This window comes from Paramagnetospirillum magneticum AMB-1, assembly GCF_000009985.1.
Lineage (GTDB): Bacteria > Pseudomonadota > Alphaproteobacteria > Rhodospirillales > Magnetospirillaceae > Phaeospirillum > Phaeospirillum magneticum.
In genome coordinates, this window is sequence record NC_007626.1 from 4,704,439 (window position 1) to 4,723,835 (window position 19,397).

20 protein-coding genes are annotated in these 19,397 nt (G+C 67.0%); 9 read left to right on the plus strand and 11 right to left on the minus strand.

The window, feature by feature from the left end; translation table 11 throughout:
- Nucleotides 1-93: 93 nt before the first annotated feature.
- From AMB_RS21745 to AMB_RS21755, 3 genes are read right to left on the minus strand one after another with little or no spacing between them, the layout of a single operon-like run.
- The gene (locus AMB_RS21745; protein ID WP_011386648.1) at nucleotides 94-1,578 is read right to left on the minus strand and encodes a sensor histidine kinase; all 1,485 of its coding nucleotides are present in this window, start codon (nucleotides 1,576-1,578) and stop codon (nucleotides 94-96) included.
- Nucleotides 1,571-2,299 (minus strand): response regulator transcription factor, encoded by a 729-nt coding sequence (locus AMB_RS21750; RefSeq protein WP_011386649.1) that lies wholly within the window; start codon nucleotides 2,297-2,299, stop codon nucleotides 1,571-1,573. The genes AMB_RS21745 and AMB_RS21750 overlap by 8 nt, the downstream gene beginning before the upstream one ends.
- Nucleotides 2,289-2,681, minus strand: coding sequence for a hypothetical protein (locus AMB_RS21755; RefSeq protein WP_231848921.1), 393 nt, complete (start codon nucleotides 2,679-2,681; stop codon nucleotides 2,289-2,291). Before AMB_RS21755 ends, AMB_RS21750 begins: the two co-directional genes overlap by 11 nt.
- A 277-nt stretch (nucleotides 2,682-2,958) precedes the next feature.
- On the opposite strand from AMB_RS21755, the gene AMB_RS21760 reads away from it, so the two are divergent.
- Nucleotides 2,959-4,923, plus strand: a complete 1,965-nt coding sequence (locus AMB_RS21760) for a methyl-accepting chemotaxis protein (RefSeq protein ID WP_043745587.1) — start codon at nucleotides 2,959-2,961, stop codon at nucleotides 4,921-4,923.
- A 136-nt stretch (nucleotides 4,924-5,059) separates the two neighbouring features.
- Here the strand turns inward: AMB_RS21760 and AMB_RS21765 are convergent, their stop codons facing one another.
- On the minus strand, nucleotides 5,060-6,346 hold the full coding sequence (locus AMB_RS21765; RefSeq protein WP_011386652.1) for an Hsp70 family protein: 1,287 nt from the start codon (nucleotides 6,344-6,346) through the stop codon (nucleotides 5,060-5,062).
- Between the two features lie 272 nt (nucleotides 6,347-6,618).
- On the opposite strand from AMB_RS21765, the gene AMB_RS21770 reads away from it, so the two are divergent.
- A complete protein-coding gene (locus AMB_RS21770) occupies nucleotides 6,619-8,118 on the plus strand; it encodes a DASS family sodium-coupled anion symporter (RefSeq protein WP_043745590.1) in 1,500 nt (499 codons plus the stop codon).
- Nucleotides 8,119-8,200: 82 nt separating this feature from the next.
- Here the strand turns inward: AMB_RS21770 and irrA are convergent, their stop codons facing one another.
- Entirely contained in the window at nucleotides 8,201-8,620 is a 420-nt protein-coding gene (irrA, locus tag AMB_RS21775; protein WP_043745593.1) for an iron response transcriptional regulator IrrA, read from the minus strand.
- Between the two features lie 126 nt (nucleotides 8,621-8,746).
- Here irrA and AMB_RS24725 point away from each other — a divergent pair.
- A protein-coding gene (locus AMB_RS24725) for an IS5 family transposase (RefSeq protein ID WP_148207253.1) occupies nucleotides 8,747-9,588 on the plus strand; the annotation gives its coding sequence in 2 pieces (ribosomal slippage) (nucleotides 8,747-9,119 and nucleotides 9,119-9,588; 843 coding nt in all).
- A gap of 176 nt (nucleotides 9,589-9,764) precedes the next feature.
- Here the strand turns inward: AMB_RS24725 and gpt are convergent.
- Complete coding sequence (gene gpt, locus AMB_RS21790) at nucleotides 9,765-10,220, minus strand: xanthine phosphoribosyltransferase (RefSeq protein WP_011386656.1); 456 nt, start codon at nucleotides 10,218-10,220, stop codon at nucleotides 9,765-9,767.
- A gap of 95 nt (nucleotides 10,221-10,315) precedes the next feature.
- Between gpt and AMB_RS21795 the strand changes: the two genes are divergently transcribed.
- From AMB_RS21795 to gstA, 3 genes are read left to right on the plus strand one after another with little or no spacing between them, the layout of a single operon-like run.
- Entirely contained in the window at nucleotides 10,316-11,911 is a 1,596-nt protein-coding gene (locus AMB_RS21795; RefSeq protein ID WP_043745597.1) for a gamma-glutamyltransferase family protein, read from the plus strand.
- 17 nt (nucleotides 11,912-11,928) lie between these two features.
- A complete protein-coding gene (locus AMB_RS21800) occupies nucleotides 11,929-12,150 on the plus strand; it encodes a hypothetical protein (protein WP_011386658.1) in 222 nt (73 codons plus the stop codon).
- 11 nt (nucleotides 12,151-12,161) lie between these two features.
- Nucleotides 12,162-12,767: a glutathione transferase GstA gene (gene gstA, locus AMB_RS21805; RefSeq protein ID WP_011386659.1), complete on the plus strand. Its 606-nt coding sequence runs from the start codon at nucleotides 12,162-12,164 to the stop codon at nucleotides 12,765-12,767.
- Nucleotides 12,768-12,924: 157 nt separating this feature from the next.
- Here the strand turns inward: gstA and gluQRS are convergent, their stop codons facing one another.
- Nucleotides 12,925-13,758, minus strand: a complete 834-nt coding sequence (gene gluQRS / locus AMB_RS21810; protein WP_011386660.1) for a tRNA glutamyl-Q(34) synthetase GluQRS — start codon at nucleotides 13,756-13,758, stop codon at nucleotides 12,925-12,927.
- 78 nt (nucleotides 13,759-13,836) lie between these two features.
- Here gluQRS and AMB_RS21815 point away from each other — a divergent pair, with 78 nt between their 5' ends.
- Together AMB_RS21815 and AMB_RS21820 are read left to right on the plus strand one after the other, a co-directional pair.
- Nucleotides 13,837-14,511 carry an alpha/beta hydrolase gene (locus tag AMB_RS21815; RefSeq protein WP_011386661.1) on the plus strand — a complete coding sequence of 225 codons (675 nt, stop codon included), beginning with the start codon at nucleotides 13,837-13,839 and terminating at the stop codon, nucleotides 14,509-14,511.
- A gap of 203 nt (nucleotides 14,512-14,714) precedes the next feature.
- Nucleotides 14,715-15,281, plus strand: a complete 567-nt coding sequence (locus AMB_RS21820; protein ID WP_011386662.1) for an HNH endonuclease — start codon at nucleotides 14,715-14,717, stop codon at nucleotides 15,279-15,281.
- A 5-nt stretch (nucleotides 15,282-15,286) separates the two neighbouring features.
- On the opposite strand, the gene AMB_RS21825 is transcribed toward AMB_RS21820, so the two are convergent.
- Nucleotides 15,287-16,309: a polysaccharide deacetylase family protein gene (locus tag AMB_RS21825; RefSeq protein ID WP_231848922.1), complete on the minus strand. Its 1,023-nt coding sequence runs from the start codon at nucleotides 16,307-16,309 to the stop codon at nucleotides 15,287-15,289.
- Nucleotides 16,310-16,397: 88 nt separating this feature from the next.
- Between AMB_RS21825 and AMB_RS21830 the strand changes: the two genes are divergently transcribed.
- Nucleotides 16,398-16,988 carry a malonic semialdehyde reductase gene (locus AMB_RS21830; RefSeq protein ID WP_043745604.1) on the plus strand — a complete coding sequence of 197 codons (591 nt, stop codon included), beginning with the start codon at nucleotides 16,398-16,400 and terminating at the stop codon, nucleotides 16,986-16,988.
- 126 nt (nucleotides 16,989-17,114) lie between these two features.
- Here the strand turns inward: AMB_RS21830 and AMB_RS21835 are convergent, their stop codons facing one another.
- From AMB_RS21835 to AMB_RS21845, 3 genes are read right to left on the minus strand one after another with little or no spacing between them, the layout of a single operon-like run.
- Nucleotides 17,115-17,894 carry a DUF4197 domain-containing protein gene (locus tag AMB_RS21835; RefSeq protein ID WP_011386664.1) on the minus strand — a complete coding sequence of 260 codons (780 nt, stop codon included), beginning with the start codon at nucleotides 17,892-17,894 and terminating at the stop codon, nucleotides 17,115-17,117.
- Nucleotides 17,895-17,896: 2 nt separating this feature from the next.
- Entirely contained in the window at nucleotides 17,897-18,730 is an 834-nt protein-coding gene (locus AMB_RS21840; RefSeq protein WP_011386665.1) for a hypothetical protein, read from the minus strand.
- A 55-nt stretch (nucleotides 18,731-18,785) separates the two neighbouring features.
- On the minus strand, nucleotides 18,786-19,280 hold the full coding sequence (locus tag AMB_RS21845; RefSeq protein ID WP_043745607.1) for a CarD family transcriptional regulator: 495 nt from the start codon (nucleotides 19,278-19,280) through the stop codon (nucleotides 18,786-18,788).
- Between the last annotated feature and the right edge of the window lie 117 nt (nucleotides 19,281-19,397).

The following is a 19,397-nucleotide window of genomic DNA, read 5'->3' on the forward strand; positions in this document are numbered from 1 at the left end:
TTCAAATCTGGGACGAGCCCATCCCTGATAGGAATACGCCGGCGACCGGAACCGGGGGGTGAGAAGGCTGTGATAAAGCTGTGACTGAGACGCTCAGTCGCCCAGCGGCAGAGCGACCGAGACCTCCAGGCCGCCACCGGGGGCGCCGGCGGCCCAGGCCTTGCCGCCCATGGCCTCGGCGTTGCGGCGAACGATCCACAGGCCCAGGCCGTAATGCTCGACCTGGCCGCCCTCGGCCTTGCCCCGCTGCGAAACATGGCGCTCGAAGATGCGCTCCAGCTCGCCTTCCGGCACGCCGGGGCCGTTGTCGCGCACCCGCAACAGCGCCATGCCGTTCTCCTGGCGCAGATCCATGGAAATCCGCCCACCGGGGGGCGAGAAGTCGATGGCGTTGTCCAGCAGGTTTTCGGCGATGACCTCCAGCATCTCGTCGCTGCCGGAAATCCAGAGCCCGGCGGCGACGCCCATGTCCAGACCGACGGAGCGCTCGGCCGCCATGCGGATATAGCCCCGCCCCAACCGGTTGAGCAGGGCCGAGGCATCGACCCGGTCACGGGGGCGGTCGATCAGGGCGGCGATGGTCTCGTCGGTACGGCGGATGGTGGAGACCAGCCCGTCCAGACGCTCCACCGACTGGCCGATCAGGTCGAGGGCACGCACCGCCCTGACATTGTCGGGGGCCACCGCCCGCCCCAGGGGCTCGAGGGATTGGGAGATCACCGCCAACGGCGCCTTGAGGGCATGGGCGTTCTCCTCCGCCGCCTGGCGCAGCAAGCCTTCCGAGCGCTTGAGGGTGGCGACCATGGAATCCAGCTCGGCGGCCACCTCGGCCAGTTCGGGGACCCGGTTGCCCTCGACGAAGGAGACCTTGGCCTCGCCCCGGACCACCGAGCGCGCCACCCCCTGGAAGCGCCGCAGATTGCCCCAGGCGTCGGTGAAGATGGACAGCACCAGCACCGCCATCAGCAGGTAGATGGAGGCCGCCACCTGAAGGTCGGGGGATTGCCAGTAGGGACGGCCGATCACCTGCTCCGGCAGGGTGCCGGTGGGCTGGGCGGTCAGCACCACCCAGCAGCCCAGGCGGGTGGCATGGGGGGCCAGATAGGTCAGAAGCTCGCCGCCTTCCTGGATTCCGGCCAGTCGCAGGGCCAGGGGGGCGCGTCCCTCGCAACTGGCGGCCAGATGGGCAAGCACGCCGCTCTCCACCAGCCGGTCCATGGCGGGACGGGCCTGTTGCGGCCCGGTCTCGGGAGCCGAGGCGACCAGCAGGAAATTGCGGGCGCCATTGGACTGGGCCGGCCGGAACAGCACCTTGATGGACATGCCGCCCTCGCCCAGGCGCCTGACCACCGGATCGATGCGGTCGGCGTTGCGCGGCGAGAACTGCTCCAGCAGGGGGAACAGCGCCTCGCCCGCCAGCTTTCCCTGTTCCTGGGCCAAGCGCAGCATCAGGGCGTTGCGCTGGGTCTCCACCGTCTCCAGCTGCAGGTAGATCAACACCGGCACCACGGCGAAGATCAGGGCGATGCTGGCCAGCTTGACGGCGAAGGATCCCCGCCAGAGTCCGAGTCTAGGCATCGCGCTCAGCCTGCCAGACATAGCCGAAGCCGGGATAATTGCCGATCTGCTCGAAGTCCGGATCGACGGTCTTGAACTTCTCGCGGATGCGCTTGATGGCGGCCCGCACATTGGTGCGGTAGCCGTCCTCGCCGGCGCCGCCGTGAAAGCCCTTGCCGCGCCCGGAATCGTAAAGCTCGCGGTAGCTGACGTCGCGTCCGGCCTTGGCGGCCAGGGCCTCGACCATGGAGAACTCGCCCACCGTCAGGTCCACCGGCCTGCCCCGCCACTGGGCCCGGCGGCTGGTGGTGTCCAGGCTGAGCCCGCCGACACGGGTGGCGGCGGCGGGCTCGGCGGCGGCGGCGCGCCCCAGGGTCAGCGCAATGCGCCGTTCCAGGATGGTGAAGCTGCGCGACTTCTCGATAAAATCCACGGCGCCGCCCAACAGAGCGGCCTCCTCGAAGATCTGGTCGCTGAGCACGGTCAGGAAGATCACCGGCAAGGCGACCTGGGCGGAGCGCAGGCGACGCAACACCTCGATCCCGTTGATCCCCGGCATCTTCCAGTCCAGTAACAGCAGGTCGGGCTCCGTCTGTGCCGCCAGGTCCGCCAGAAAAGCCTCGCCATCGCCCCAGGCCCGCACCCCATAGCCGGCATCGCCCAGATTGCCCGCCAGAGTCTCCCGGAACAGCGGATCGTCGTCGACGATGGCGATCAAAGGGGAATTGGCCTCACTTGCCATTGCGGCCTCCCGTATCGCGCAGACGCTTGAAGCAGGTGACGGCATCCTTGCCTCCCTCGAATTCGTAACCAAGCACACGCTCGATATCGGTCTCCACCTCGGGATAGAACACCAGCGACAGGACACACTCGCCCCGGCGGTAACGCCAGACCGTGCCCATGGCGCGAACCGTCTCGCTCGTCGGGCTGCCCAGCAGGGCGCGGGCCTCATCCCGGCTCAGTCCGTTCAGGCTGTCCGGCGAAACGGCCGGGGAAGGAGCGGGCCGAGGTGCTTCCGGGCGAGGGGGTGGGGGCCGGGGCAGAGGAGGCTGCTGGGAAGGAACGGCCGGCGGAGGCGGTGTGGTGGAGCACGCCGCCAGCCCCATGACCAGGATAATCGTCACGACCCGCCACACGACCTTCACCGCTCCCGAGATTGACCCGCCCGCATCTTATTCCACACCGGAATACTCAGGTATGACTTGGGTCACAGAGTGTGTGGTACAAGGGGGAAGGCGTATGGTTCATCCCCCTCCGGCCGCGCTCACCGCCCATAGGCACGCCTGCCCTGTACAAAGGTCATGCCTTACATTACGGGACGATGATACTCTGATCGGCATCCACTGGTTCGCTTCCTGCCCTACGGCGGGTCCGCTCCAGGGCCTCGGGGCGGGGGGTGCCATGCTCAAAATCCGGATACGAGAACAGCTCATCATCAGCTTTGCCGGCCTGCTGGCGGTGGTGGTGATCGGGGTGATGCCGCTGATGCTGCGTCAGGTTTCGGCCACCATCGTTCGCGCGGAAACCCGTGAACTTGAGGGGTTCAACCACGCCTTCGACGCCGCCGTCTCGGCTCAGTCGGGCATCGGCGCCGGCATGGCCTGGCTGGTCGCCGGCATTCCCGACGTCCAGACGGCGTTCAGCGGCGGCGACCGCGCCCGAATTTCCGGGCTGTTCCTGCCGGGCTTCGCCTCGCTGAAAGCCAAGGTCGGCGTCGATCAATTCCAGTTCCACCTGCCGCCGGCGACGTCGTTCCTGCGTCTGCACCTGCCCGACAAGTTCGGCGACGACCTCTCGGGCTTTCGCCAGACCGTGGTCGAGGCCAACCGCAAGAGCAGCGCGGTGGTCGGCCTGGAAAGCGGCGTTGGCGGACTGGGCGTCAGGGGGGTCGTCCCCGTGCTCTCCGATGGACGGGCGGTCGGCACCGTCGAATTCGGCATGTCGCTGGGCAAGCCCTTCGTCGAAGCCTTCAAGGCCCGCTACGGCGTCGACGTCACCATTCACGTCAAGGACGCCAAGACCGGAACCTTCAAGGTGCTGGCCGCGACCGCCGATCAGGCGGTTCTCGGCGAGGAAGACTGGTCCCGCGCCCTGACCGGCGCCAAGGTCATCCGCCAGGCCGAGCGCAGCGGGCTGCCGGTGGCGGCCCTGGCGGCGCCGATCCCCGACTATTCGGGCAAGCCGGCCGCCGTGGTCGAGATCGTCATGGACAGCCGCGACTATGCCGCCGAATACGTCGAAGCCCGCACCAATGCCATCATCGGCGCGGTGATCATCCTGGCCCTGGGGCTGCTGGCGGTATGGCTGCTGGCCCGCGGCATTTCCCTGCCGCTGCAGGGCATCACCAGGGTCATGCACACCCTGGCCGCCGGCGATCTCTCGGTGGAGGCGCCGTTCACCCACCGCGGCGACGAGGTCGGCGAGATGGCCCGGGCGGTCGAGGTGTTCAAGCGCAACGCCCTCGACAAGCGGCGGATGGAAGACGAGGCTCAGGAACTGCGCCGGCAGGAGGACCTCGCCCGGGCGGCCCGCGACGAAGCCGCCGCCGAACACGCTCTCGGCGTCCAGGCCAAGGTGGCGTCGGTCGACAAGGCCACCGACGCCATCCGCTCCACCGCCAAGGCCATGTCCCAGCGATCCGAACGTAGCGGCAGCCTCTCGCTGGACATGGGCGACGCCGCCCAGATCACCAGCGAACGGGCCACCGTCGTGTCCGAGGCCACCCGCCAGCTGGCCCTGTCCGTGGATGAAATCGCCCATCAGGTCAGTTGCGCCAACGACGTGACCCAAAAGACGGTGGCCAGCGTGGAAGAGACGGCCTCCCAGATGGAGGGGCTGTCGACGGCGGTCCGCGCCATCGGCGACATCGTCCATCTGATCAGCGACATCGCGTCGCAAACCAACCTGCTGGCGCTGAACGCCACCATCGAGGCGGCCCGGGCGGGCGAAGCCGGCAAGGGTTTCGCCGTGGTGGCGGGCGAGGTCAAGCATCTGGCCAACCAGACCGCCCGGGCCACCGAGGACATCTCGCGCCAGGTCGAAGGCATCCAGGATTCCACCCAGGGCATGGCCGAGCGCATCGGCGAGGTGGTGGGCCTGATCCGCACCTTGGATGGTGTGTCGTCGGCCATCGCCGGCGCCATACAGCAGCAGGATGCCGCCACCCGCGAGATCGCCTCCAACGTCGAACAGGTGGCCCGGCAGGCCGACAAGGTCTCGGGCGCGGTCAGCCAGTTGGCGCAGGCCTCGGCCAAGACCTGTGCCGGCACCATCCGGGTGATGTGGAGCGCCAAGGGGCTGGCCCAGACCGTGGACGGCCTGACCAGCGAGACCGAAAGCTTCCTCGGCCGGCTGCATGGGCAGTAGAGTTCTTCGCACTTAAGCTGAATCTGAGAGTCGAGGAACTCTTAAGCCCGAGCGGTGATTGAGCCCTGAAAAAGCGGCGCTTTTTCTTACAGACAGACACCTGAAGTGCTTCAGATGCACTTCAAGTCAGAGCGCCTCAGCCGCCGAACATTTCCCGGGCGCGCTGGGCAAGGCCGGTGGCCACCGAGATGAACTCGCCGCCGGCGCTGAGGCGGTCGGCGCCGAAGCGGTCGGCGAAAATGGCGCGCACCGCCGGCACCAGGGACGAGCCGCCGGTCAGGAAGACCCGGTCCACCTGGGCCAGCCCGGTGCCGGTGCTGGCCAGCAATCCGTCGACGCAGGTCTCGATGGCGGCCAGTTCCTTGCCGATCCAGCCTTCGAACTCGGCGCGGGTGATGCGGCGCTCCACCACCACCGGGTCATGGTCGAAGCGCAGCAGGGTCTCGTCGGCCCGCGACAGGTCGCGCTTGGCCTGCTCCACCGCGCGGTAAAGGTGATAGCCGAGATTGTGCTCGATCAGCGCCAGCAATTGCTCCACCTGATCGGGGTGCTCCACATGGCGCTGCAGGTCGTGCAGCAGGCGCAGCGTCGAGGGCGTGTTCAGGAAGGCGACGTGGTGCCAGCGCTCCAGCTTGGCGTACACCCAGGCCGGCATGGGCAGGACCTTGCCGTCGCTAACATAGGTGGTGCGCTTGCCGAAATGCTCGGACAGGCCGTGCTCGACCATGCGGCGGTCGAAGGCGTCACCGGCGATGCCGACACCGGCGGTGCCGATGATGGCGTCTTCGGGCCGAGCCAGCCCGGCGCGCCCCGGCCCCAGGCGGATCAGGCAGAAATCGCTGGTGCCGCCGCCGAAATCGGCCACCAGCACGGTCTGGTCCTGCTTCAGCGTGCTTTCGTAGTAATAGGCGGCGGCGATGGGCTCGTACTCGAACTCCACCTGATGGATGCCGGCCTTGGCGAAAGCCTGAAGCAACCGGCCGGTGGCATAGGCATCCTCTTCCTCGCCGCCCTCGGCGACAAAGCGCACCGGGCGTCCGGCCACCACCTTTTCGACCGTGGCGCCCGCCGCCTCGGCGGTCGCCCTCAGCCGCGAGACGATCAGGGCCACCAACTCCTCCAGGGAATAGGCCCTGCCATAGATGGCGGTGCTGGTGAACGACCGGCTGGTCAGGTAGGACTTGAAGGATTGCAGGAAACGGCAATCCCCGTCGCCGTGCAGATAGGCCTCGATGGCGTCATGGCCGACCTGGGGCACAATCCGGCGCTGGGCGTCGCGCCGGGCATTCTCGAAAGCCAGCACCGAGCGCAGCGTCGAGGCGGGGCCGGCCGTGGTGGCGAAGTCCAGCACGCCGACGCTCCCGTCGGCTCCGGCCAGGGCGACCGCGCTGTTGGTGGTGCCGAAATCCATTCCGACGAACATGAGATGACCCTGTGTGAGACGCCTGACGGGGCGGCGGGGTCGCAGTCATAGTGTCGGCACCACGAAAACGCCAGACCGATTTCTTTGGTCCCCACCCCACCCCGCGACCCGTCGCGGGGCCAAACGGCAAGGAAAGCCGGTGGAAACCTCTTCTTTTGCATACCCGCTCTGGCCCGTTTGAAGGGTTTTCTTCGGAACGGGATGGATGGATTATCCTTATGGGAAATGTGGGTATGGTGTGCCGAGGGGCACCGGGCAAGGGGGGAAATCTCATGGCTGAAAGCAAAGCGGTCACCCCGGTCGAAGGGGTATCGGGGCGAACCGAGATTCTGGGGCTTGGGGTGGCGCTGGCCGCCCTGGTCGCCATCATCTTGCTGCCGCTTCCGGCGGGCCTGCATCCGGCGGGATTGCGCATGATGGCCATCATGGTCTTTGCCGTGATCATCTGGATGACCGAGGCCGTGCCCTACGCGGTCAGCGCCGCGGTCATCGTCTCGCTGATCGCCCTGGCCCTGGGCCTGGGACCGGCCTTGGCCGACCCCACCAAGCTGATGGGGTCCTCCAAGGCCCTGGGCATGGCCCTGTCCGGCTTTTCCAACACCGCCTTCGCCCTGGTGGCCGGCGCCATGTTCATCTCGGCGGCCATGATGATCACCGGGCTGGACAAGCGCATCGCCCTGGTGATCCTGTCGCGCCTGGGCGCCCGCACCGGCCGGGTGCTGGCCGGGGTCATCTTCACCGGCTTCGCCCTCAGCTTCCTGGTGCCGTCCACCACCGCCCGGGTGTCGTGCATGGTCCCCATCGTCATGGGCATCATCGTGGCCTTCGGGGTGGACAGGCGCTCGCGCTTCGCCGCCGTGCTGATGATCGCCACCGCCCAGGCGGATTCCCTGTGGAACGTCGGCATCAAGACGGCGGCGGCGCAGAACATGATCGCCGTCAGCTTCATCGAGAAGCAGTTGCACTATTCCGTCAGCTGGCTGGAATGGTTCGTGGCGGCGGCGCCGTTCTCGGCGGTCATGTCGGTGATCTTGTACTTCCTGCTGATGAAGCTGCTGCCGCCCGAGGTGGATGAGATCGAGGGCGGCAAGGCCACCATCGCCGCCAAGCTGGCCGAGCTTGGCCCCATGACCGCGGGCGAGAAGAAGCTGCTGACCATCTCGCTGATCCTGCTGTGCTTCTGGACCACCGAGAAGGTGCTGCACGACTTCGACACCTCCACCACCACCATGGTGGCCATCACCCTGATGCTGGTGCCGCGCATCGGCGTCATGGATTGGAAGGACGCCCAGGCCCGCATCGGCTGGGGCACCCTGATTCTGTTCGGGGTGGGCATCAGCCTGGGCCAATGCCTGCTCGACACCGGCGCCGCGTCCTGGATGGCCAAATACATCGTGGCCACCTTCGGCATGGAGAACTTCCCGGCCATCGGCATCGTCGCGGTACTGGCCCTGTTCCTGATCGTGGTGCATCTGGGCTTCGCCAGCGCCACCGGCCTGGCGGCGGCGATGATCCCCATCATCATCGCCGTGCTGCAAAGCATCAAGACGCCGGGCATCAACATCGTGGGCATGACCATGATCGCCCAGTACGTAGTGAGCTTCGGCTTCATCCTGCCAGTGAACGCGCCCCAGAATATGGTGGTCTATTGCACCGAGACCTTCCAGTCCAAGGACTTCATCCGGACCGGCATCCCGCTGACCATCATCGCCTACATCATGATCCTGGTCATGAGCGCCACCTACTGGCGCTGGCTGGGCCTGACGGGATAGAAACGACTCGGGGCCGCCTTCCTTGCGGAAAGCGGCCCCGAGCCGGTTCGTTCCCTTGGAGAAGAGGGAACCTGTAAACGCGTCAGCCGTCCACCCGGACGATCACCTCGACCCGGCTGATGTTCAGCCCCTCGGGCGCGCTGGGCACCTTGGAGACGGCGATCAGATCGCCGGGGATGTCGCACAGCTTGCCGCTCTTCTCATAGAAGAAGTGGTGGTGGTCGCTGGTATTGGTGTCGAAATAGGACCGGCCGGCATCCACCACGATCTCGCGCAGCAGGCCCACATCGGTGAACTGGTGCAGCGTGTTGTAGACGGTGGCCAGCGAGACCCGGATGCTCGACGACAGCGCCTCGGTGTGCAGCTGCTCGGCCGAGATGTGGCGGTCACCGCTATCGAACAGCAGGCGGGCCAGGGCAAGACGCTGACGGGTCGGGCGCAGCCCCACGGCGCGAAGCCGGTCCAAGGCGTGGCTGTAGGGGCGAACGGTAATCATGGTCATGGTGGCATCCGCCCTTTCGGGGTGGGGTGGCGTCGATTGATCTATCTCAGAGGCCGTCCGGAAGGTTCTTGAATCAGGTGAATCGGTTATGATTCCATGGGTCTCCAGAGAAATGCTGGGGGCGCCATGTGGACCAAGGACAACCGACGGCTCTATGAGCGGAGCGGACTTCGCTATCCAAGTGATCTGACGGATGAGGAATGGTCGCTGGTGGCGCCGCTGATCCCACCGGCAAAGCGCGGCGGGCGCCAGCGAACGGTGGATCTTCGTGAAGTGGTGAATGGGATCTTCTACGTGTTGATGACCGGTTGCCAGTGGCGAGCATTGCCCACGGACCTGCCGCCCAAAAGCACGGTGCATGAATATCTTGGGCTGTGGGAATGGGATGGCACGCTGGCACGCCTCCATCACGCCCTGTTCATCGAGGTGCGGGAACTCTCCGGCAAAGAAGCCAGCCCGACGGCGGCGATCATAGACAGCCAGAGCGTCAAGGGCGCGGAAAAAGGGGGGCGCGGATTGATCCATCGGGCTACGACGCTGGGAAGAAGGTCAAAGGCAAGAAGCGGCACATCGTCGTCGATACGCTTGGCTTGATCCTCGCGGCTCATGTCCAACCGGCCGATGTCCAGGATCGTGATGGCGGATTGCCGGTCCTCAAGGAGGTCCGGCGCCTCTTCCCCTTCATCGTTCGGGTGTTCGCTGATGGCGGCTACCAGGGGGCCGCCACCGCGGCAGCCGTCCGCGCACTCGGGGCGTGGCACCTGGAAATCGTCAAACGCTCCGACACCGCCAAGGGGTTCGAAGTTCTGCCAAAGCGGTGGATCGTTGAGCGCACCTTCGGGTGGCTGGGGCGTTGTCGCCGTCTCGCCAAGGACTTCGAGAATCTCGCCAGGATGGCGCTGGCGTTTCTTCGCCTCGCCATGATCCGCCTCATGCTGCGAAGGATAGCAAGACACCGGAAATCATAGGAAACTTCACGGACGGACTCTCAACGCTAGCATGGAGTTCTTCGAAAAACAAAGTCCTTAACGCCAATTTTTGTGGCAGTTAGGGCTTTGGTATTAATGAGTTAGTCGTAACAGCCATTTTTCATACATGGTTACGCGCCCGGGCGATTTCCATAGGTTGCCTCACGTCCGGCCGCTCAGGCCCGCTCGGGAGCCTCCCAGGGGAAGACCAGCCAGGTTTTCTGACCCACGTCCTCCACATGGGTGTGGACCAGGGGCCGGCCCGAGGGCTTGGCGTAGAGGGTGGCGTAATGGCCGCCCGGCAGCATGTCGCGGATGGCCTGGGCGGTGCGCCCGGTATCCACCAGATCGTCCACCACCAGCCAGCCGGTGCCGTCGCCCGGAACCCGCTTGAGGATTTCCAGGTCATGGCGCGTGCTTTCATCATAGCCGGCGATGCACACGGTATCCACCTGCCGAATTCCCAACTCGGTGGCCAGGATGGCGGCGGGGACCAGCCCGCCGCGGGCCACGGCGATGATTCCGGTGAACGGCCCCTTGTCCCTGAGCTTGCGGGCCAGCCGGCGCGACACCGAATGGATCTCTTCCCACGACAGGGAACAGGCATGAGAAAAGGCGGGATCGAGGGTCATGGCGGTCCGGTTGCATAATGAGCGGTATCGCCACTCTGGACGGCGGGCGGCAATTTCGCAACAATCGCCCAGCCACCGATAGGAACAGCCGCCCGATGCTCAATTCTCCCATGGCCCGCCGGGGCATGGTCACCTCGCCCCACCACCTCGCCTCCCAGGCGGGGCTTGCCGTGTTGCGCGAAGGCGGCACCGCCATCGAGGCGGCCATCGCCACCGCCGCGACCCTGGGCGTGGTGTATCCCCACATGACCGGCCTGGGCGGCGATGCCTTCTGGCTGATCGCCGAGCCGGGCAAGCCGCCGGTCTCCATCGACGGCTCGGGCGCCGCCGGGGCCAAGGTGGACCTCGACCTCTATCGCAAGGCCGGGCACAAGCGCATTCCCACCCGGGGGCCGCTGGCCGCCAACACCGTGGCCGGCGCCGTCTCCAGCTGGCAACTGGCGCTGGACGTCTCGGGCCATTGGGGTGGCCGGCTGCCGCTGCGCCGCCTGTTCGAGGACGCGGTCTTCGCGGCGCGGGAAGGGTTTGCCGTGTCGCGCCATCAGGCCGCCGCCACCCAGCGCGGGCTGGCCGACCTGAAGCGCCAGCCGGGCTTCGCCGAGACCTTCCTGGCCAAGCGCAAGGCCCCCGCTCCGGGTTCGGTGCTGCGCCTGCCGGCCCTGGCCGACACGCTGGAACGGCTGGCCAATGCCGGGCTGGACGATTTCTATCGCGGCGAGGTGGCCCGCGCCGTGGCCGCCGGGCTGCAGGCGGCGGGGTCGCCGCTGCGGGCCGAGGATCTGGCCCGCCATCGCGGCATGCGCCGCCGGCCCCTATCCCTCAACCTGCCCTGCGGCCACCTGTTCAACACCGCGCCGCCGACCCAGGGTCTGGCCTCGCTGGTCCTGCTGGGACTTTACCAGCGGCTGGGGGTGACCGAGGCCGACGGCTTCGACCATATCCACGGGCTGGTGGAGGCGGCCAAGCTGGCCTATCGCGTGCGCGACGCCCATGTCACCGATCCCGCCCGCATGTCCATCCACGCCACCACCTATCTCGAGGACGGCGTCCTCGACCGCATGGCCTGGGAGATCGACAAGGCCAAGGCCAGCCCGCTGCCCGGCGCCGGGGCCGAGGGCGACACCGTCTGGCTGGGCGTCATCGACGGCCAGGGCCGCGCCGTCAGCTTCATCCAGAGCCTGTTCCATGCCTATGGCTCGGGCGTCGTGCTGCCCGAGGTGGGGCTGGTGTGGCAGAACCGGGGCTGCTCGTTCAGCCTGGACCCCCTGCACCGCAACTCCCTGGAGCCCCGGCGGCGGCCCTTCCACACCCTGTCGCCCGGTCTGGCGCGCCTCAAGGACGGCCGCACCATGGTCTACGGTACCATGGGCGGCGACGCCCAGCCCATGGTCCAGGCCGAGGTCTTCACCCGGGTGGCGCTCTATGGCCAGGGGCTGCAGCCGGCGGTGTCGGCGCCGCGCTGGTGCCTGGCCCGCGGCCTGGACGGCGCCCCCGCTCCGGCGGGCATTCAACTGGAAAGCCGTTTCGCCCCCCAGGTGATCCAACGCCTGGAACAGGCGGGGCATCAGCTCCAGGTGGTGGGCGAGTGGGACTCGCTGCTGGGCCATGCCGGGGCGCTGCTGCGCCGTGCCGACGGCATCATCGAAGGAGCCGCCGACCCCCGCGCCGATGGCGTGGTGGCGGCATTTTGACGAGAGGATAGGAGCATATGGGTACCATTGTGCTGAAACACGTTCCCGAGGACCGCGTCAACGGCCGCGAGATCGTCGATACCGGTGTTCTCATGATGGGCCTGGAGGGAGACAATGTTCATTGCGGCGTCTGCGGCCGTGAGATGATGCACGACGTTCCCATCCGGACCATGAAGGTCAATCTGGTCTACCGCTGTGCCGGCTGCGATTCGCTCAACGAGCTGCCGCCGGACGCTTAGGAGTAGAACCCATGAAGCTCTATTACAAGGTCGGCGCCTGCTCGCTGGCCTCGCACATCGCCCTGGAAGAAGCCGGCATTCCCTATGCCGTGGAGGCCGTCGACCTGGTGGCCAAGACCACGGAATCCGGCGGCGACTTCCTGGCCATCAATCCCAAGGGCTATATCCCGGCCCTGGTCATCGACGACGGCATCGTCCTGACCGAGGGCGTGGCCATCCTGCTGCGCATCGCCGCCATGGCGCCGGAAAAGGGCCTGTCGCCCGCCGTGGGCACCCAGGATTACATGAAGCTGGTGGAATGGCTGGTGTTCATCGCCACCGAACTGCACAAGCCGGCCGGCATCCAGTTCAACCCGGCCATGCCCGAGGAAGGCAAGGTGGCGCTGCGCACCGTCCTGAGCCGTCGCCTGGATTACCTGGACAAGGCCCTGGGCAAGGGGCCGTTCCTCATGGGCGAGCGGATCACGGTGGCGGATTTCTACCTGTTCACAGTGTTCTCGTGGCTGCCGCGCCTGAAGATCGACACCACGCCCTGGCCCCATGTGGCCGCCCTTTTCGAGCGCATCCGCACCCGCCCCGCCGTGCAGGCGGTGCTTAAGGCCGAGGGGCTGGCTTAACAGGCGGCGGAGGAACACCCCTTCGGGGGCTTTTGCCCCCGATCCCCCAACCGGGAAGCACAGTGTCCCGGACCCTTCAGTTTTTTAAAGCCTGGAGGGTTGGAGGCTGTGTCTCCGAACGGGCCAGGGTGGGTGCCCTGCCGCGAAGCGGGCTTGGTCAAAATCCCGCCAGGGACCGCACCTCGTCCGGGGTGCGGCCCGCCTCGCGCAGGGCCCTCAGCGTCAGCGAGCGGTCACGCTTGGCATAACGCCGCCCGCTCGGGTCGGTGAGCAGGCGGTGATGGAGGTAGCCCGGCACCGGCAGGCCCAGCAGCGCCTGCAACAGCCGGTGCACATGGGTGGCCTCGAACAGGTCCTGGCCTCGGGTCACCAGCGTGACCCCCTGCAGGGCGTCGTCGACGGTTACCGCCAGATGGTAGCTGGCCGGAATGTCCTTGCGGGCCAGCACCACGTCGCCGAACAGTTCAGGCTGGGCGGTCTGCTCTCCCTGCGCCCGGTCATGCCAGGCCAGGGGACCGACCCGCGCCGCCGCCGCCGCCACGTCCAGGCGCAACGCAAAGGCCTGGCCCGCCTCGCGCCGCTCTCGCCGTTCGGCCACCGACAGATGGCGGCAATGGCCGGGATAAAGCGGCCCATCGGGGCCGTGCGGCGCATGGCCGGCACCCTCGACCTCGCGGGCGATATCCTTGCGGGTGCAAAAGCAGGGATAGAGCAGCCCCATGCCCTCCAGCCGGTCCAGCGCGGCGCGGTATTCGTCGAAATGCTCCGACTGGACGCGCACGGGCCGTTCCCAGTCCAGCCCCAGCCAGCCGAGATCGGTGAAGATCCCTTGAGTGAACTCGGGGCGACAGCGGGTGCGGTCGATGTCCTCGATGCGCAAAAGAAAGCGCCCCCCCGCCGCCTTTGCCGCGGCAAAGGCGAACAGGGCGGAATGGGCGTGGCCCAGATGCAGTTCCCCGGTGGGACTGGGGGCGAAGCGGGTGATGGTCACAATATGTCGCGAGCTTTGGCGGGACAGGGGCGGCGAACCATACCATAATGCCTCCAGATCGTATCGTCAGGAGCCATCATGCCCAGTCCGTCCCCCATCACACTGTCCGGCCCCTCGGTGGAGCCCGCCTCGGGCGGTCCCGCCGCCCAGTTGGTGGTGCTGCTGCATGGGGTGGGCGTCGACGGCTCGGACCTGATCGAGCTGGCGCCGTTCTTCGCCTCCATCCTGCCCGATGCGGCCTTCGTGGCGCCCGATGCCCCCTTCGCCTTCGACATGGCTCCCTTCGGCCGGCAATGGTTCAGCCTGCAGGACCGCAGCATTCCCGCCATCTCGGCCGGAGTTCGGGCCACCGCTCCTATCCTCGAGGCCTATATCGACGAGCAGGTCGCCCTGTGGGGGGTGCAGCCCGCCGACGTGGCGCTGATCGGATTCAGCCAGGGAACCATGATGGCGCTGCACGTGGCGCTGCGCCGCCCCGTCGCCCCGGCGGCGGTGGTGGGCTTCTCCGGCGCCTTGGTCGATCCCGACGAGTTGCCGAAGGAGATCACGGCGCGGCCCCGGACCCTGCTGATCCACGGTGCCGACGATGAAGTGGTCAACCCCAACTGCCTGAAGGCCGCCGAGCAGGCCCTGGCCGCCGTGGGCGTGCCGGTGCTGACCGAATTGCGGCCCGGCCTCGGCCACGGCATCGACGGCCCCGGCGCCCAGATGGCGCTGGGCTTCCTCGGCCAAGTGTTCGGCGTCGAGGCCTGATCCCAGCCGGGCTTCACCGAATCATCACGAAAAGGGGTATGGAACACCAATAGCGAATACTATATTTTGTGAACGTCTCTCGTTGGAAGGGAGAAGGGTTTGGTCGCGTTCGACTGCCATCCTGCCCTGTCGCCGACCGCCGCTTCGCGGCCGTTCAGCGAAACCTTCCCTGCGCCCCGGGCAGGCCACCCGCGAGGTGCGGCGTGACCCATCTCGGCCTCCCCCAGTTGAAGACCCTGGTTCTCAATGCCGACATGCAGCCCCTGAGCTGGGGACCGCTGTCGGTGTGGCCGTGGCAGGATGCCCTGGTGGCCGTCCTCAAGGATCGCGTTCACCAGGTCTGCGCCTACGACCTGGAGGTCAGATCGGCCAGCCGCTCGTTCCGGATTCCATCCGTGGTGGCGCTCAAGGATTTTCACCGCCGCAAGAGCGTGTCGTTCACCCGTTACCACGTCTTTTTGCGCGATGGCTTCCGCTGCCAGTACTGCGCCAGGGTGTTCGACACCCGCGACCTGACCTTCGACCACGTGGTGCCCCGTTCCAGGGGCGGCAAGACCACCTGGGACAACATCGTCACCTGCTGCGCCGCCGACAACCTCAGGAAGGGCGCCAAATCCCTGCGCGAGGCCGGCATGCATCTGCTGCGACGGCCCTTCACGCCGACGCCCTACCAGATGGACGTGGCGGCCCGGCACTGCGCCCACGTGAAGGACGACCTGCACGAGACCTGGATGGATTTCCTCTACTGGGATGTGGCCCTCGAGGAATAGAGGGTTCAGGGTACCGCGAATTGCCAGCCGAACCAGCGCCAGCGGCCTTCCAGGGCCGGCACGGTGCAGTTCAGCCGCCCCCGCCCCGAGGGAATGGGCTTGGACATGCGCACTTCGACCCGCGGCCCCAGGCGTTCAACCCTGACCTGCCCCTGATGGGAGGCGAAGCACGACAGCCCGTCGATGCCGGGCACGTCCTCGGCCAGGGTGAAGCCGAAGGCCGGCGGATTGACCTTGATGGCCGGATCCTCCGGCGTGATATCCACGGCCGGCAGGGGCAGGGAGCGGGCCGCCAGCCGGAAGCGCTGCATGTCGCCATAGGCCGAGCTTTGGGCGAAGCGCGGCAGGAAGAACGGATCGCCCTTGGCCCAGGCGGCACCGGAATGCTGGCCGAAGGCGGCGGCAAAGCCCGAACGGCGCAGCACGTCTTCGGCCTCGGCGCTGGCCTCGCCCCAGGGCCAGGCGAACAGTTCGGTGCCCAGGCCCAGTTCCTTGTCCAGGCGGGCCCTGGCGCGGGCCAGATCGGCGGTGATCTGCTCGGCCGAAGCCTTGGGCAGGCGCAGCCGGGCGGCGCCCTGCATGCCGATCCCCAACCCGGCGGCGGCCAGTTCGCGGATCTGCCCCCAGCTCATCACCTCGGCGCCGCCACGATCCACCTCGTCGGTGGCCAGGAACAGGGTGACGGGCAGCCCCGCCTTCTTCAGCAGCGGCCATGCTCCGGCATAGAACCCCACCGAGGCGTCGTCGACGGTAATGGCCACCGCCTTGTCCGGCAGCGACCGACCGGCCCGCAGCGCCGAGACGATCTCGGCCAGCGGCAGCACGGCATAGCCGCCGGTCTTCAACTCCGCCACATGGGAGGCCAGCAGCTCGGTGGTGGTGTTGAGCGCCGGCACCCGGTCGTCATCGAAGCGATGATAGACCAGCACCACGGCGGACTCGGCGGCCAAGGCGGCGGAACCGCAAACCGGCAGCCCCACGACCGCGGCCAGACACACCAGCAGCGCCAAGACAACAGACTGTTTCACAATCGCCCCCTGTTGGGCGCCGCTCTCGGCGCCTACATTCCCGATGTTTGCCGCATTCGCGGGTGAAAGTTCAAGAGGAGAGGCGGATATGAGCGATATTCTCGACCCCACGGCGCTGGACAGGCTGTTCCGCCAGGCCCGCACACATTCCAAATTCAAGGAAACCCCCGTGCCCGACGCCTTGCTGCGCCAGGCCTGGGACCTGGCCCGCATGGGGCCGACCAGCGTCAATTGCCAGCCCATGCGCGTGGTCTTCGTGCGCTCGGCCGAGGCCAAGCAGCGCCTCAAACCCGCCCTGGCGCCCGGCAACCTGGACAAGACCATGGCGGCGCCGGTTACCGCCATCATCGCCCACGACATGGAGTTCTACGAGAAGCTGCCCAAGCTGTTCCCCCACACCGACGCGCGCGCCTGGTTCGTGGGCAACGAGGCCATGATCCAGTCCACGGCCTTCCGCAACGGCACGCTGCAGGGCGGCTACTTCATCCTGGCGCTGCGCGCCGTCGGCCTGGATAGCGGCGCCATGAGCGGCTTCGACAATGCCAAGGTGGACGAGGCCTTCTTCGCCGGCACCAGCCTGCGGTCCAATTTCCTGATCAATATCGGCTATGACGACGAATCCGGGCTGTTCCCACGTGGTCCCCGCCTGGAGTTCGACGAGGCCTGCCGGGTGGAGTAGACCGGGGCTTTCAGCCCCGCACCCCGATCGGGAGGCATGCCTCCCGAACCCTCCCCTTATTTTCAAAATCAAAGGAGGTTCGGAGGGTTCCCTCCGAGCGGGTCCGGGCGGCAGCCCGGCGATCACTCAGCCGCCGAATACCTTCTTCAGCAGGTCGGTGGAGCGGCTGGCCGGGTTGGTGCGGATGGACGCCTCTTCCTGGCCGAGATAGCTGAAGATGCCCGACAGGGCATAATCCAGCACATGGTCGGTCAGCATGGAGGGGCCGGCCTTCAGGGCGTCGCCCACCATGGGCAGGCCCTGGGCGGCGCCGGCCATGCTGGTATAGGACTGCACCGCGCCCGATTGCGAGACGGTGTTGTCCACCACCGGCCGCATGGCGGTGCGCAGGTCGGGACTCATGGTCCGCTTGAAATACTGGGTGGCGGCATCCTTGGGGCCGTTCAGGATGCCCCGCGCATCGTCCAGGGTCATCTTCTGCACCGCGTCCCAGAATATCTGCTTGGCCTTAGGGGTGGCAGCCTCGGCGGCGCGGTTGAGCTTCAGCTCCAGGTCGTCGGCCATCTGCGACTTGCCGACCAGGGCCAGCCCCTGCTTTACCTTGGCCAGCTTGTCGGGCAGAGGGATATGCACGCTGGAATCGGCGTTGAAGCCGTCGGTGCGGCCCAGCTGGCCGGTGACCTTGTCGGCGGCGACCCGCAGGGCCTCCTTAAGGCCCGAGCCGATTTCCGAGGTAGACAGGGACGAGCCCGCGCCGGACGACGACGAGCCGCCGGCCCGCTGCTCCAGTTCCTGCTTGATCATCCCCTTGCCCAGGTCCATCAGGCTGCCCTGAGCCAGAACCGGCGAGACGCACAACAGCACGGCCGCGGCACCCAGGCAGGCGGTCTTGACGAACAGGCTCATTGTCAGGCCTCCAGGATGTGCAGTATGGCGCCGTCGGCGCCGAAGCAGGCGGCGGTCAGGGTGCCGCCATGACCCGAACCGGAATCCAGGGTGGCGGCGAAGGGGCCGAGCACCTTGCCACCGTGGCGCCGGTCGGCGCCGCGCACCACCAGCTTGAAGCCGGAATAGGGCTCGTCCATGCCGGCGAACAGGCTGGAGCCCCACCAGAAGGCATCCACCTGGGCAGAAAGCGGCCGCGTGGGGTCCAGACCGGCATGGGTGAACAGCAGCGTATTGTCGTCGGTGAAGGCGGCGTGCTTCAGCACGCTCATCAGCGTGGTGTGGCCGTCGTAATTACGCATGGTCTGGCGCAGCTGGCTGGTCCAGCGGGTCAGGGCCAGGATGCCTTCGCGGATGGCGTTCTGCCCCTCCTCCACCGATCCGCCATAGGCGGCGATGGTCGGCGCGATGCCGTGATCGACCATCCAGCGCAGGACCTCGGCCGGATTGGGGGCGAACTGCAATTGCAGCAGCTTCTGCCACATCTCTTCCTGGGTGCCGCGCAGATAGACCACGTCCTCCACTTCCACGCCGGGCGTGGCGATGAAGGAGCGGCGGAAGGTCAGCAATTCGTCGATGGTCTGCAGCACCGGAGCGCCACATCCCAGGTAATCGCCGAGATAGACCAACTGGTCGCCGGGCCGCAATTCCCGGGACAGCCGGGCATGCAGGGCGCACAGGCGGGCATGCTCGCCCCGGACGGCGGCGACGGCCCAGACTCGACCGCCGCCCCGCAGAGTCGCGAAGACGTTGGAATCAGCCTGGGTCGTGGACGTTCGTTCGGCTTCGACGATCATCAATCCGCTCGGGTTCGCCAACCGGGTGTCATGGTCGCAGCCGCCGGCCCAAACATCAAGCCGCTTCGAGCAGGCCCTGCAGCTTCTCGGTCGCCGCCTGGGTGTCGATCCGCTCCACCGCCGCCAATTCCGAGGCCAGACGCTCCAGCGCGGCCTCGTAGATCTGACGCTCGGAATAGGACTGGTCGGGCTGATTGGCGTTGCGGTGCAGGTCGCGGACCACCTCGGCGATGGAAACGGGATCGCCGGAATTGATCTTGGCCTCGTATTCCTGGGCGCGACGGCTCCACATGGTGCGCTTGACCTTGGCGCGGCCCTTGAGGGTCGACAGCGCGGTGTCCATGACCGAGCGGGACGACAGCATGCGCAGCCCCGACTTCTGGGCCTTGGTCACCGGTACGCGCAGCGTCATCCGGTCGCGATCGAAGGTGATGACGAACAGTTGCAGCTTCATGCCGCCGATTTCCTGGGTTTCAACGGCCACCACCTGACCCACGCCGTGGGTGGGATAGACCACATAGTCGCCCTGGGTGAAAGAAACGATCGTCATCTTCAACAATTCCCTCGACAGAAGGTCCGGATCCGGCAAAAGCGCCCGATACGCCCAACGCAACAAACGAAAGATGCTCGCCAGCCGCGCCCTTGACGGGCTGGTTCAAATCTCGCA